This window comes from Paenibacillus sp. FSL R5-0486, from assembly GCF_037975155.1.
Lineage (GTDB): Bacteria > Bacillota > Bacilli > Paenibacillales > Paenibacillaceae > Paenibacillus > Paenibacillus amylolyticus.
Genome location: NZ_CP150237.1, coordinates 4,842,236 through 4,858,110 on the forward strand (window position 1 = coordinate 4,842,236; position 15,875 = coordinate 4,858,110).

Annotated in this window: 1 protein-coding gene; it reads right to left on the reverse strand. The window is 49.1% G+C overall.

The features are described 5' to 3' along the window. Positions 1–10 precede the first annotated feature (10 nt). Positions 11–15,871 carry an amino acid adenylation domain-containing protein gene (locus MKY01_RS21510; protein WP_339283455.1) on the reverse strand — a complete coding sequence of 5,287 codons (15,861 nt, stop codon included), beginning with the start codon at positions 15,869–15,871 and terminating at the stop codon, positions 11–13. Positions 15,872–15,875 lie beyond the last annotated feature (4 nt).

The following is a 15,875-nucleotide window of genomic DNA, read 5'->3' on the forward strand; positions in this document are numbered from 1 at the left end:
TACGGCAGGACTATAGCTTCTTCTTCAGCTTGCGAGAAATGGCATCCAATTGCTTTTGCGAAAGTTTGTTGTACTGGAAGTCGGTCGGTGTCATTTCCTTAACCTCCTTACGGGAGCAGTGTTGGACAATTTGTTCAAGATGTTCTCCAAACCGCTTAGCGAGCCGCTGAATCGTTTCCTGATGATATTGATACTTGTTGTAGTTTATTTCCATACTGAATTGACCGTTGGAAACCATGGCATTCAATTCCAGCTTATATCCCTTCTGAACCTGCGGCCCGACCTCGGGTCCAGTCGAAATGTCGGACACTTGGAACACCGCCGTCCGCGCTGCCTCCTGGTCAAACTGCCCAAGGTAATTGAAGACAAGCTCCGGTTTGAGCAGGTAATCCAGTGAAAGTTCGGAGGTCGAGTCATGGAAGGTCAAATATTTCATAATTTCATAGCCCAACCCTTTACCCGGTACTCTTCGCAACTCATCCTTGGTACTCTTGATCAATTCGGCAAGATCGTCCGTCCCTTTCTCTCCGAGCACGAACGGGAACAGGGCTGTGAACCATCCTACCGTCCTCGACACATTCACCCCTTTTATTACATCCTCCCGGCCATGCCCTTCCAGTTGGATCAGTATATTACCGGAACCTGCCCACTCTTTCAGCGTGCGGCTCAGAGCCGCAAGAAGAAGGTCTTGTATCTCCGTACTGTAGGCATGGTGAGCGTCTGTTAACAGGCTACGGGTAACATTGGTGTCCAATGTCAGCTTCTGAACCGCGTGATCCCCTGCCTGATTCGAAGAAATCGAATGGTCGACGGGAAGCTCGGTGACAGAAGTCCGCTCGACGGCACTCCAGTATCCTGTTTCTTTTAATAGTGACGAGCTTACGGAATACTTCCTCAGCTTCTCCGACCATGCTTGGAAGGAATCCGTTTTGTCCGGGAGCTTCACCTCCGATTGTTCAAGCAATTGCTTGTAGGCAGTGGAGAAGTCCTCCAGAATGAACCGCCAGGACACCCCGTCAACGACCAGATGATGAATGATGAATAACAGATAATCTCCGGTATTTGTATGATAGATCGCCAGTCGGATAAGCGGTCCCTGCTCGATATTCAATTCCGTCTGCAGTTTGGCAGATTCCCGCTCGATTTCGGCCACAGTGTTTGCAGTTCCTTTGAGATCGATCACATTCAGCTTGTAATACTCCTGTTCTTCCAACCCTTGATTGAACTGAACGATCCTGTCATCCTCCATGCCAAACCTCATCCGCAGTGCGTCGTGGTGCTCCACCAGACGATCGAACGCCTCGGCGACCAACCCCGGAACAAAGCCTTCCGGCCTGTGCACCATGACTGAATGATTGTAATGATGGACATGCTCCCATTTCTGTTCGAACAGCCGATATTGAATCGGAGTCAAGCCTACCTCTCCAGTCACCGGCTCCTGACTGGTTTTGACAGTCAGCCTCTGTACGTATTTGCTCACTTCCCGGATTGTCGGATGTTTGAACAGATCCCTCATTTCCATCCGCAGACTGTAAGCTGTTAATCGTGAAGATACCTGCAGTGCCTTGATGGAATCGCCGCCGCATTCAAAGAAGTTATGATCCGTTCCTATACCTTGTACGCCCAACGTTTCCTCCCATACACGCAGCATCACTTCCTCAATTTCGTTTATTGGAGTCGAGTCTTCTCCGCAAAGCTTGACTTCCATGACCGGATCGGGAAGCGCTTTGAAGTTCACCTTGCCGTTCTCATTGAGCGGTATGTGGTCAAGGAAAACATAAGCAGAAGGCAGCATATATGCCGGAAGTCTGGCCCCTAAATAGTTTCTCATATCCTGCGCGGTCAACACTTGCGTAGTAACCAGATAGGTACAAACGTATTTGCTGCCGTTGTCGTCCTCCTTCACGGTGACTACGGCCTCTTGCACATCCGGATGAGCCGCAAGCTGAAACTCGATTTCAGCAAGCTCTACCCGGTAACCACGGATTTTGGTTTGATGGTCGACCCTGCCGATGAACTCAATGCTGCCATTCGGCAATCGCTTAGCCCGGTCTCCCGTTTTATACAGACGCTGTTCAGAATGAAGGGGATGGGAGATGAACTTTTGGTTCGTAAGTTCTGGCTGTCCCAAATATCCGCGTCCAACCCCCCGCCCGGCGATCACTAACTCACCTGGTATTCCATCCGGCAAAAAGTTTCCGTAATTATCCATAATTTGTGCTTCTGTATGAAAGATTGGCTGCCCAATTACCGGCTGACTGCTGAATTCCTCGAATGAATCCTGGTCGAATGGATGGGCAATACATCCGATCGTGGCTTCCGTAGGTCCGTAGTGGTTTACGAATCTGGTGTACGGATACCGTTCAAAATATCGCTTAACGTCCTGGATCCTCATTTTCTCGCCACCAAGAACGATCAGTTCCAGCGAGTTCAACAGCCCTTCCGTATCAAACCGTTCATGATTCGCCAAAATGTGAAACAGAGACGGCGTCACTTTAATAAATGTAATGCCGTTCAGTGACATGTAGTCCAGTACGAAAGCCGGGTCCACATAATCGTGTCGGTCGAGCAGATGCAGCTCGCAACCGCCCGCTAACGCCGGATACAGCGCGGTATAGCACAAATCAAAACCGGGCGAGGAAAGGAGCATTGTTTTGTCTGTGCAGTCGATTCGTTGACTCGTCACAAACCAGTGCACATAATTCACCAAATTACGCTGCTCGATCATAACGCCTTTGGGTGTCCCGGTTGTCCCGGAGGTATAGATCAAGTAGGCCAAGTCGTCTTCTTTCACCGGAATATTCAAATTCTTCTCCAGACCATCTGTCGCTTTGAGATGATCTAGAAGGAATAATTGCCCTCCAGTGTCAGCTGCAAGCAGATCGGCAGCATAGGTCAACAGGAACTGGGCGCCGCAATCCGCCAACATATACTTGATTCGTTCCTGAGGGAACTCGGGATCAATCGGCAAATACGTGCCTCCCGCTTTGAAAACAGCAAGCAGGGCAGCTATCGTTTCAGGCCGGTTCTCCATCCTAATCCCGGCAATACGGTTGCCTTCTCCGAAACCGTTCTCCAGCAGCATTTTTGCCAACCGATTGGCTTTTCCATTTAGTTCGGAAAAGCTCCATCGATCCTCTCCGCAGACAAGCGCCGTCTGATTCGGCATCCGTTTTGCGGTCGACTCGAACCATTCAATCATTGTGCCAAATGCCGGTTTCTTCGCAGCTTCGGTATCTTGGAGCAGCTGCCTATGCGAACCGTCTGTCTTCTCCTCACCCGACAGCAGGGAGAGCTTGGCAAGCTCCAGCTCCGGCCTGTTCGCACACGTGTGAAGCACATGGACCAATAACTGAGCAAACCGTTCCAGTGTATCAGCAGTAAACAAAGCAGTGCTGTAGACGAATTCCAAAAGAATATTATCCCCGGTCCGTTTGACCAGCAGAGAGATATCAAACTTGGATGAGTTCTGCTGTAGCGCATAAGGCTTGACTGCCAAACCTTTCACTTGAAAATCGTCTTCGTCTGCATTCTGCATCGTCAGCATCACGTCAAACAATGGGCTTCGGCTCAAGTCTCTCGGAATCGACAATGCCTCTACCAAGCTCTCAAACGGAAACTGCTGATGTTCATAAGCGTTCAGGCATATGTCTTTGACTTCCATCAAATACTCACGGAAGCTCTTCCGGCCCTCTGGGCTGGTTCGAATCGCCAGTGTATTGATGAATACGCCCATCACCTTGCGCAGATCAACATGATCTCTTCCGGCTGACGCCGTCCCTACAATAATGTCCTCTTGCCCCGCGTATTTGGATAGGAGGATGCTGTACCCGGCAAGTAAAATCATATAGAGGGTTGTCCCCGTTTCGAGCGCTAACTGCTGCAATTGAGCTGTCAGCTCCGAACCGACAGAAGTTTCAAGTTTTGCCCCCTCATTACTTTGGTATTGCGGACGAGGAAAGTCAGTCGGCATACTCAATACTGGAGGCTCTACGGCAAATTGCTTGAGCCAGTATTGCTTATCATCTTCAAACGATCCCTCATGCAGCTGCTCGTTATACCAGGCGGCATAATCTTTATATTGAATTCGAAGCTCCGGCAGTTCACCGCCGCTGTACAGCGTATTGAATTCCTCTATGAACACTTCAATGGAAGAACCGTCCGAAATGATATGGTGCATGTCAATCAGCAGGACATAACAGTTTGCATCCCTTTTTGCCAGACATGCCCTAAATAAAGGAGCTTTGCTTAGATCGAAAGGCATGATGAATCTCTTGGAAAGCGAGACTAAATCGGCATCGTCCATGCATTCGACAAGCTCAATGGCAAATTCAACCTCAGGATGAATGATCTGCACTGGCTCCCCGTCGACCGTCCGGAAGGAGGTGCGGAACGCCTCATGTCTTTGTATCATGGTACGGAAACTGGTTTCCAGCTTCCCAATATCCAGATCTCCCTCGACCTCAAAGGCTGCCGTCATGTTATATGCCGTGCTGGCCCCATTTAATTGTTCAAGGATAAACAGACGTCTTTGCGCCGCTGACAATGCGTAATGGCTGCGAGTTTCCGCAACGGGAATTTCATCAAACGTACGATGGTTGCCATGCTGAATCAACCTTGCTAATCCTCGTACCGTAGGATGATGGAAAAATTCCCCCACAGATATTCCCACACCCCATTCTTTGTTCATTCTGGCAATCATGATCGTCGCTTTCAGGGAGTGGCCACCCCGTTCAAAGAAATTATCATGAATGCAGACTTGCTCAAGGCCCAGTTCTTCCTCCCAAATCAGAACCAGTCGCTCTTCGATTGCATTTTCTGGAGGCGTATAAGACTCCAAAGTAACTGCACTCACTTCCAGCTCAGGCATTGCTGTTTTGTCGATTTTTCCGTTTAGCGTCAACGGCATCTGCTCCAGCGGTATAAAGTAGGAAGGCACCATATATTCAGGCAGCGACTTGAGCAGACTTTCCCGAATCGAGCCCAGTTCGCTCCCCGCTTGCGGAACGTAATAAGCGCAGAGGTAGGAATTTCCTTGGTTGTCCTGTTTGGCCACCACAACGGATTCCTTTACCGGAAGCTGACGAATCATCGCTGCCTCAATTTCTTCGAGCTCAATCCGGTACCCACGGATTTTAACCTGAAAGTCCATTCTGCCTATATATTCAAGGCATCCATCTTCTCGCCATTTAGCCAAATCTCCGGTCCGGTACATTCTTTGGCCCCGGACTTGCGGATTGTCGACAAATTTCTGATTCGTCAAATCGTCGCGCTGCCAGTAGCCTTCGGCCAATCCATCTCCTCCGATGCACAGCTCCCCGGGCAGCCCGATCGGAACCAGCATATCGTTGGCATCCAGTAAATAAATCTGTGTATTGCTAATCGGTGTGCCGATATCCACTATTTCCTTCTTCGTCAAGTTACTGATACAGGACCATACCGTCGTTTCTGTCGGACCGTACATATTAAATATGTTTAAACTGGAACCCTCCTGAAGTCGGTGTAAAAAATAAATCGGGAGGGGTTCTCCGCCGAGCATAATGTCGGTCACGCTGCTTAGAAATGTCATGTCCGGGTCACCGCCCAGGAGCATTTTCAAACGGGACGGCGTCATTTGCAGCATTTGCACATGATGTTTCGTGATCAAACGGTTGAGCGCTAAGGGATCCCGCTGGTCCGACTCTCCTGCGATGACGACAGTGAGCCCTTTGGTTAAAGGCACCCACGTTTCGAGAACAAAAATATCGAAAGAAACCGTCGTCAGGCACAGTATGCTTTTGCCGGGGGAGAATGCGATCTCCTTGGTCGTAGCTTCGATAAAGTTATGGACTGCCCGGTGCGATATCATGACTCCCTTGGGATTTCCCGTAGAGCCCGAGGTATATATAACGTACGCATTGTGATCGGCTGTATGAACTGGTAAGGAAGACATATCTTCCGGTGTTATCCCCTGATACAAGCTTTCATCGTGCATGTTGATCGTTGCGATACTGTATTCCACCTGGACGTCCAGCCCTTGATCGGTCAGCAAAATTTGTGCACCGCTGTCGGCCAGCATATACTCAATCCGCTGCACCGGATATTCCGGATCAATCGGCAGGTAAGCGGCTCCCGCTTTCAATACGCCAAGCAAAGCCACGATCATATGAATCGATCGGGTAACCATTACCCCGGCAATCGTTCCGGGCAGCACCCCTTTTTGCCGAAGCGCAGCCGCGAGCTCGTCCGATTGGGCATCCAGTTCACTATAGGTATAAGACTTATCCTCCCAAATTACCGCAACCTCATCAGGAGCACGTTCTGCCTGCCGCCGGATCAACTCATCGATTGTCAACTGCTTGTCATAAAGAAGCTCGGCTGCATTAAATTCAAACAGCAGTTGTTGACGCTCCTCCGCGGATAAAATATCAATCTCCGATAGAGTCAATGCGGATTGATCCGCCGCAGCATTTAGAATATTTACATAATGCACGAGCATCCGCTCTGCCTTTTCATGCTTGAACAATTTTTTACTATAGTCCAGGTTTAAGGTTACCGATTCCTCATTCCAGTCCTCAGCACTAAGCGTCAGATCATAGGGCGACACACCAGGATTTTTCTCTTCCGGCTTAAATGTCACTCCCGCTCCAGACACACCCTCTAATTCCATATTTTGAAAAATAAACATGACATCGAACAACGGATTGCGGCTGGGGTCTCTTCGGATATTGAGCTTTTCCACCAGCATTTCAAAGGGATAACTTTGATTTTCGAATGCTCCGATGCTGCTGTGCCGAACTTCCTCCAAATACTCGGCAAATGTCTTGTCTTTGGCCGGATAACTACGGATCGCAACAGTATTGATAAACACACCAATCAGCGGCTCGATGTCGGGATGAATACGCCCCGAAACCGGAGTACCAACAACAAGGTCATCCTGGCAGGAATATTTATGCAAAAGTACTTTATAAGCCGTAAGCATAACCATATACAACGTGGTGCCCGTATCCGCGGCCAATCGGCGAAGTCTTTTCGTCAATCCTTCGTCCAAGCAGGAGGTTAGTCGTTCCCCCTCCACGCTCAGTTGTCCAGGCCGCGGATAGTCCATTGGCATATTCAGAGTGGGCAGCTCTCCTACAAATTCATTAAGCCAGTAAGCTTCCTGCTCTCTCATACGTTGTTCGTTAACCGTTTGATTCTGCCAGACAGCGAAGTCCGTGTATTGTACTCTAAGCTCTGGCAGTGCATCTCCTTGATACAATCCCACTAGCTCTTTCATAAATACGGCCATGGAATAACCATCTGAAATCAAATGATGCATATCTACTAACAGCAGAGATTCAGCATCGGACAGTTTGACAAGCTCTGCCCTGAAAAGTGGCGCTTGGGTCAGATCAAACGGCTTTACGAAATTTCGGAACCGGTCATCTGTTGTTTCCTCAGAAGAAAGTTCCGAGTACGGAACGTCCAGCACAACCGCATCACCAATTCTCTGCACAATTTCCTGGCCCCGAATTTCAAAAGACGTTCGAAACACCCGATGTCTGTCCACAATTTGTTGAAGAGCAGTAATTAACCGGTCCGGATCCAGTTCACCCGCAAGATGGATCTGACCCGGGATATTGTGGATAAGACTGTTCGCCTCAAGCTGCTCCAATATATAAATCCGCTTCTGGGACGCGGATATTCCATAGTACTCCTGCTGAGGCTGTACCGGAATCAGATCGTATGATTCCTCCGCATGTCCGTTCAACAACCCGGATAACTGGCGAACCGTCGGCTGCTGGAACCACTGGCCAATTGGAATTTGAATACCGAACTCCCGGTATATTCGCGACAGCATGACTGTCGCTTTTAAAGAGTTGCCGCCAATGTTAAAAAAATGATCGTTAGCACCAACATGCTCGGTCCCCAAAAGTTCGTTCCAGATTTCAGCAATGCTGGACTCCATCTCATTTAACGGCTCCTGTTCCTGCGAGAACATATCCAGACCGGATAGTGCATTTTCGTCGATGGATCCGTCATCCAATCGCTGGAACGACTCCAGTACCGCCACATCAGCAGGTATTGCATACTCGGCCAGGCGTTCGGCCATCTCCACTCGGACACGCGAAACATCGATCGGCATCTGAGATGCAATATACGCCGCAAGTCTCGTGGATGCGTGATGACATTTTATTATCCGAACAACCACTTGAGCCTGTTTCAAGCTTTCCAGCTTCGTCAGCTCGGCTTCCAACTGTGTCAAGTTGATGCGGTATCCGCGAATTTCCGCCCAGCGATCAGTATCCCCACACATGATCATCGCCCCGGAAGGAACAATCATCGCGAGCTGTCCCGAAGGTATCATTGCATCGTTCTCTAAATTCAAGGTATGCAGTTCGCCGATGGAACCGATCGGAGTCGGTTTCCGCTGCGAATCAAGAATATACTTTCCCTTATGTTTATTCTGGAACTGCGATAGCGCATGCGTATGCTCTTCAGTACTCAGCGACATTTGCGATACACTCATGGAGGAATCTTGTGTCATGGAAAGTAATAGATGCCGGTAACCTTCCGCCCAAATCTTCATAACTTCCGGTTCGAATAAATCGGTGCTGAAATCGAAATCCAACCTCAGCTCTTGATTGATTTCCGTTACATTAAGAAACAAATCATAATGCAAATGGCGAACAGGGTACGGAAGAAGCTCAGTTTCTAATCCACTAAAGTTCAGTTGACGAACAGGACGGTCCATATTGAACATCATATTCAAGTTCGGTATATGCACATCGGGCATGTGTTCCATCAGGCTTGCGAGCGAATAACTTTGATGCCGGTCCACCCGCTGCATGACTTCCTTTACGGCACCTAAGTAGTCAGCGATCGATTCACTGTCATTCAGCTCCGTATATATAGGAAGCAAATTCACACAATTTCCGATCAGGTGGGTTTCCCCCATGTGGGATTGTCCTGCCGTTGGAATGCTGACGATAATTTGTCTTTGACAGGTGAGCCGATATAAAAACAAACTGTAAGCAGCCAGCATGGTAATAAAAATACTGTTCTTACTACGAATGCTGAGCGCCCTTAACCTCTTCGTCTCATCCCGGTCCAGCACCAGAGTATACCTGCCACCATTGAACATCTTTTTTCTAATGTATCCGTGAATCGAAGGCAGCTGTAAGGTTGGAACTGGCTGGCTGCATTGGGCCGACCAGAACGTCGCAGCCTCGTCGGCATCGGGTTGATGAAGTTTTTGTTCCTGCCATTGCAAATATTCGCGAAATTGGACCGGCTGCGGCAGCTGCGGTATTCGTTTTTCGCAGACCGCCGAATAAGCCTCTTCCAGCTCGCCTGCAAATATAGCGATCGACCAACCGTCAATGACGATATGATGGAAGGCAAATGCCAAAATGTATTCCTCATCGTCCATTTGCAACACGGTAATCCGAAACAACGGCTGCCCGGTTTGCAGATCGATTGCTTCGGAAGCGTCCGCCGCCAGCCAGCGATCCAGATTATCCTTACTACTATCAGCCAGATCACCGCGCATATCCTGCACCCTCAACGGTGCTTGCGCCTCGGGCAGAATCTCTTGGTATTCACCGCTGGCATCAATGACCGTGCGCAGTGCCTCGTGCCTGCGGATCAGTAAGTTGACCGCCTGCCGTAACGCATCAATATTCAAAGACCCCTTCATTCGAAGCAGTACGGATTCATTCAAAGAAGCGGAAGCGGGTCCGCCTGCAACGGAGGAAATCCAAAGCTGTTTTTGCTCATTGGACAGCTTGACACGCTTTCCTCCTCCGCCGTCATCGTCCGGAGGTGGGTCTCCCGGCAAAAATCCGCCACGCTGTAAATCGCTCACGGTCTCTTTTACGATGTGAATGATCGTACCAATATCTTCATCGGAATGGGCCGTGGACATGAAGCAATTCCGTCCTTCCCACACATAAAGTCCTCTGTGGTTCAAATGATAGAAGAACAGCTCGATGTCTCCGAAGGAAACGAAGCGGAATAAAGATCCGAAATTCACCATATAAATCGGAACTTTCCGCTCTTTGAAGAAGGCGTTCAATGATTGCACGAGATAATCCGTTTTACTATTCAACTCGTCGTACAATGCGGGCCCTTGAGACTCCAAATAGTCGATCGTTTTTAGAGCCACGCGCATCGTGAGCGGGTGAGTGCAGAACGTGCCTCCGACAAAGGTTTTACGATCGGCCTTTGACGGATAGGAGATATCTCCAAAATTCCACTTCCCGCCGTCGATCGGATCCATGAAATCTCCTTTCCCGGCCACGACCCCGATGGGCAGACCTCCCCCGACCACCTTTCCATACACCACCAGATCGGCATTTACACCAAACCAGGCTTGAGCACCTGCCAGGCCGATTCGGAACCCGGTGATGACTTCGTCAAAAATAAGCGCCGTCCCCGATTCGGAAGTGATCTCCCGGAGCTGCTGCAAAAATTGGCGCGGCTGCAGGTCCGGCCGGCGACTCTGCACGGGCTCGACGAGCACTGCTGCCAACTCATGTCCATACTTGCGGATGAGTTCCAACGATTCAGGCTTATTGTAGTTCAGCATGATAACGTCGCGAACAAAATTTGCCTGGATGCCAGGTGCCATCGGGTACGCGGCAGCATCGGAATCCGGATGGGATACCCCCAACACTCCGTCGAATGTACCGTGATAGGAGCCGGAAAAAATGACGACCTTCGAGCGTCCCGTCGCGGCTCTCACCGTACGCAGTGCAACCATGACAGCTTCTGTTCCGGAATTGTAGAAAGCCACGCGTTCCATGCCCGTAATCCGGCTAATTCTTTCCGCTACATCGCCGGCCAGATCAGACATCGGGCCTAACGGAGGCAGAGAAGAAGAAGACTGCTCTTTCATCTCTGAAACGAGAAATTCCGGATTATGCCCGAGCAGATTTACGCCGAAGCCCATTGTCAAATCAATATATTCGTTGCCGTCCACGTCCCACATCCTTGAACCCGAAGAACGCTCGGCCACGATCGGATAAATTGCTTCTTTCCAATAGGAACGGAATCCCGGTACATTACGGTTGTTTGCATGGACATACCGCGTCCGCTGCGCATATGTTTTGGACCCTTCTGTACGTCTTGTATATTCCGCAAAAAACTTATTCAGATGTTCTTTCTGCTGCTCTGTAAAATCTCCGTCCTCTCCAATCACCATCGGCTGATAGGGAATAAATGGCTTAGGCTCCTGCCCACCGCTGCCGGTTGGCGCAACCCGAACGGCAGGATCGGCCTGAAACACTTCGGTCGATTCGGGAGCAACGCTGGAATCAGGAGAGGATACAAAGTTGGACAGATTGGCTGTGCTCTGGCCGTCTGGTCTCACCTTTTCTTTCTCTCCCCGCTTGTATCCACCCGGCAAAACGTCAAAATTCCGCACGTCTCCCTCAGTTCCGCTCATCTTTGCCCCGCTGCCGCTTAAAAGCTCCAACTGCCTGCCGAGAATATCATTCACATTTTGCTGCTGAAGGGTCATCAGCTCTATCTGCTGGGTAAAAATCCGCTCCAATGCCGAGCCTCCCGCAACCGGCGGAGATATCCAATCCTTCATCTCCACGGAAACAGTCGCTGCAGCCTGAAGTCGCTGATCTTCTGCTTCTTGAAGCACCGCTTGCTTCTGGGACTCTTCCTCCTGGTTCGGGACTTCCTTAGGTGCCGAAGCCACAGCCGGTTTCAAATTGGCATTTTCGATAATATATCGGGTTAATGTGTGGACATTGGTGATCGAGTCGAAAAACCTTTCAATCGCGATATCCAGCAGGTAAATATGTTCAATTTCCTTGCGAATCCGGACAAGCATGATAGAGTCCAGTCCCATTTCAAGGAAGTGGGCGGAGCTGTCTATCTCAGTCACGTCCAATCCTGAGGCATCACCGATCATTTTCTTCACTATTTTCTCTACATCAGCCGACAAATGGGAAGTTTCAGCGGTTGGCGTCATTAAATCCTTTTGCTTAGAATTCGTATGTCCTTCCTCCTTTCGATGATCGCTTCGTTCAATTTCAATCCAGCAGCGCTTACGTTCAAAAGGATACAGCGGCAAGGGAACCTTTCTCGCGGAATAGAGCTTGTCCCATTCGATCCGCGCGCCCTGAACGTACAGCTCGCATAACCGTTCAAGCTGCCACCCCCGGCTCTCTAGCGCCGTGGAAGCGAGGTTCAAAATCATCCCGGCTGCTTCTTCATTGATACGGTATAATTCTTCTTCAGTGATTTCTCCCCGCCCGGGTTCCCGGTTTGACTCGGAAACGATCCGATGTACACCTCGAAATATTCCCTGCTGTCCTTTGTTCTCAGCAAGATCTGTCAGTTTACGGGCTAATTCTTCGCGTGAGTGGCAGACGAATGCGATACGGTACTCAAGATGAGCCCTCCCTGTGCTTGCCGTGTAGCAAATATCGGATAAGGCCTGGTACGGATATAAGTCCAAATGGTCCACATGACTGCGAAGCAGCTCTTGAAGAGCGCCTTCGCTTTTGGCAGATAGGGTGAACAAATGGGATCGTCCATCCTCTTGTTCCGCTGCTTCCGCTCTTGGATCAACGAATTCCTCCATAACCACATGGCAGTTCGTTCCGCTGAATCCGAAGGAACTGACTCCGCAGCGAAGCAGTTGCTCCGTTGCATCAAATGCAGCGGGCTCGGAATTAATATAAAAAGGGGAATGCTCTAAATTTATATTTTTGTTTGGCTCTCTGAAATGGAGCAGCGGCGGATTTTGCCGGTGCTTAAGCATCAGAACCGATTTAATCAGACCAGCGATCCCAGACGCTTCAAAAGTGTGTCCAATATTGGCCTTCACGGAGCCTAGTGCACAAAACTGCTTCTTATCTGTATATCCGGCAAATGCTTTTTCTAATGCTGAAAACTCGACTGGGTCGCCCAGCTTCGTCCCCGTTCCGTGAGCTTCGATAAACGTAAGGGTTGCTGGATCCACGCCCGCATCCTCCCAGGCCGCACGGATCACTTCACTCTGGGAAGCAGGGTTAGGCGCCGTAATTCCCACCGTCGTTCCATCCTGATTCACCGCGCTGCCCTTAATGACAGCATATACTTGGTCTCCGTCACGGAGCGCCTGAGCCAGAGGCTTCAACAACACGGATGCCACCCCTTCGCTCACGCCCGTTCCGTCCGAATCTGAATCGAAGGCGCGGGTATAACCGTCCTTGGATTCCATATCCAGACCTAAAGACAAGGGAAGTATGGAAGTTCTGACCCCCCCAGCCAACGCCATCTCGCATTCGCCAGAGCGAATCGCCTGACACGCCATATGAACAGCGACCAAGGAAGAAGAACAAGCCGTGTCTACGGTTACCGCCGGACCCTTAAAATCAAGAAAATACGCGATGCGGCTGGCCAAAACGGAGGGCAAGTTTCCGACGATATAATTTGATATCTGGTCCGGCTGTGCTTTGGAAATCAGACGTTCGTAATCATATCCCACTTTTGAATAACCGGCGTATACCCCCACCTTCCGGCCGCGCAGCTTATCTCCGGCATATCCTGCGTCCTCTATTGTTTTCCAAGCTTGCTGAGTAAATAACCTTTGATTCGGGTCCATTAACTTGGCTTCATTAGGGGTGATTTTGAAAAACGTATAATCGAATTTATCAATTTCCTTTAAATATCCTCCGGCACTAAACTCGGGTTCCTGGACATCCAGCCCCATCACGGATAAATAATCTTTGGCATCTTCCCGCCGATTACCCTGCAATTCTCCGATATGATGGCGGCCTTCCATCAAATTTCCCCAGTACTCCTGAACCGTTGCCGCACCCGGCAAATGAAGTGACATCCCGATAATCGCGATATCATGATCCTGTTTCGATGAATCAATTCCATTTTGCTCCGGTTGATGGGATAAATTTGGTTCAGACTTCAGGAATTTGGCCAAGTCATGAATCGTCGGATAAGCGAACAAATCTGCAACTGCTAGTTTGACCGAAAACCTTTTCTCGATCCGGTCAGCCATTTGCGCCATATGGAGGGAGTTTACTCCCATCTCGAAGTAACTGTCCCGAACACCGATCTCGTCTTTCCCGAGGACTTCGCGACAGATACGCTGGATATCACGCTCAATTTCCATTTGCGAACTCCTCGGATCGAGAGACTCTTGCTGCTCGTCCGCCATTTCCTTTTTTTCTGCTGAGAACATACTCTTCAATTCCTGTAAAACCTCAGTAAACTCGCCATTCTGATACTGTTGGGCAAGTACATACCGCTGTATCTTTCCGCTGGTCGTTTTCGGCATTCGTTTGGTCGGAACCACATCCGCAATTTCCCAGCCTCCCCGCTCGTTCAAAAGCCGCTTTAGCTTTAGCACGATCGGATAAAACTTCTCTATTTTTCTTTTGGAAACGACAAATATAACAATTTCTTCCTTTTTATTTTCTGTATTGTAAATCCCACATACGGCTATTCGGCCGAGCTCCACACCGTCTATTTCCTCAGCAATTCGCTCCAGATCATGAGGGTATACGTTTTGCCCGTTCACAAAAATAATATCCTTCGCCCGTCCGGTGACGACTAACTGACCGTTGCGGAGGAATCCCAAATCCCCGGTTCTAACCCAGCCGTCCGGTGTTAGTAGCTCACCAGTTGCTTCCGGGTTATTGTAGTATCCTTTGGTGACGTTATCCCCCCTGATATGTATATGGCCTATCTTACCGTTCATTGACTCTGTTCCGTCCTCATTACAGATCCTCAACTGGCAGTAGTCGATCGAGTAACCGACTTCTACAAAGGACAACGCATAGGGTAATTCTTGATCAACTTCAATAACCTGTTCCCCAATATTAAGATGACGGCGGTCGACAAATACGGTCACAAATTCATCTTCGATCGGAGGCAAAGCAACGCCTACAGAAGCTTCGGCAAGTCCATAAACAGTACACATAGCAGTCCGTTTTAGACCGTAAGGGGCGAAGGTGTCCAGAAATTCATTACACAGCTCGGTTGAAATCGGCTCTGCTCCGTTATAAATCAGGCGGATATTTGATAAATCCCAATTCTCAGCTTTTTCCGGTTTGAAAAACTGCAGTAAGTATTTATAGCCGAAATTCGGAGAGGAGATGACAGTAACCTGATGCTCGCTTGCTTTTTTGATCCATAGTGCGGGTTGTCTTATAAATAAGGATGTTGGAATAATATATTGATCCGAGTTGGCTGTCAGAGGTGTCAAGTGGTTGCATATCATTCCCATATCATGAGTCAGAGGCATCCACTGCAAATAGGAGTCTTCAGAGGTGGTTTTAGTTCTGTTTATAATACCGTTAACGTTATAGATCAGATTGCGATGGGTCAGTATAACCCCTTTGGGATCTCCCGTCGAACCTGATGAAAATTGAATAAAGGCAATATCTTCGGGATGTGGACTATAGATTTGGGGAGAGAATGCCCGTGAGAATACTGAATTGTCGTCAAAAAGTGATACCTTGCCGCGAAGCTTGTCGAATAATTCTGTCTGTTCGCTTTTCACCGCAAATTCTTCCAAATTTTTTAATATTTTTGAGTTTGCAAGCAAATAAGGGCGATTCAGTATATTCCAAATACGAAATACTTTGCTCTTATGTTCGTCATTGTTCCCAGTGCTTACCGGGACAGGAATCATACCGCCAAGGATGCAGCCCCAAAAAGCGATAATAAAATGGCGATTGTCGTCTATTTGAAACACAACCTCCTGCCCTGTCTCCACTCCCCGCTTTTGAAGGTAGCCTAAAAATCCGCAGGCTTCTTCATAGAGCTCCTTATATGTAAGCTGCTTCTCTTGATCGTCCCCTTCAATAAAAATGATTCCCCGATCCGCTGTGTTCCCTCTTTCTTTCAATACGTCAACCAGGCTTGTAAATTGCTTTGTGTACACATTC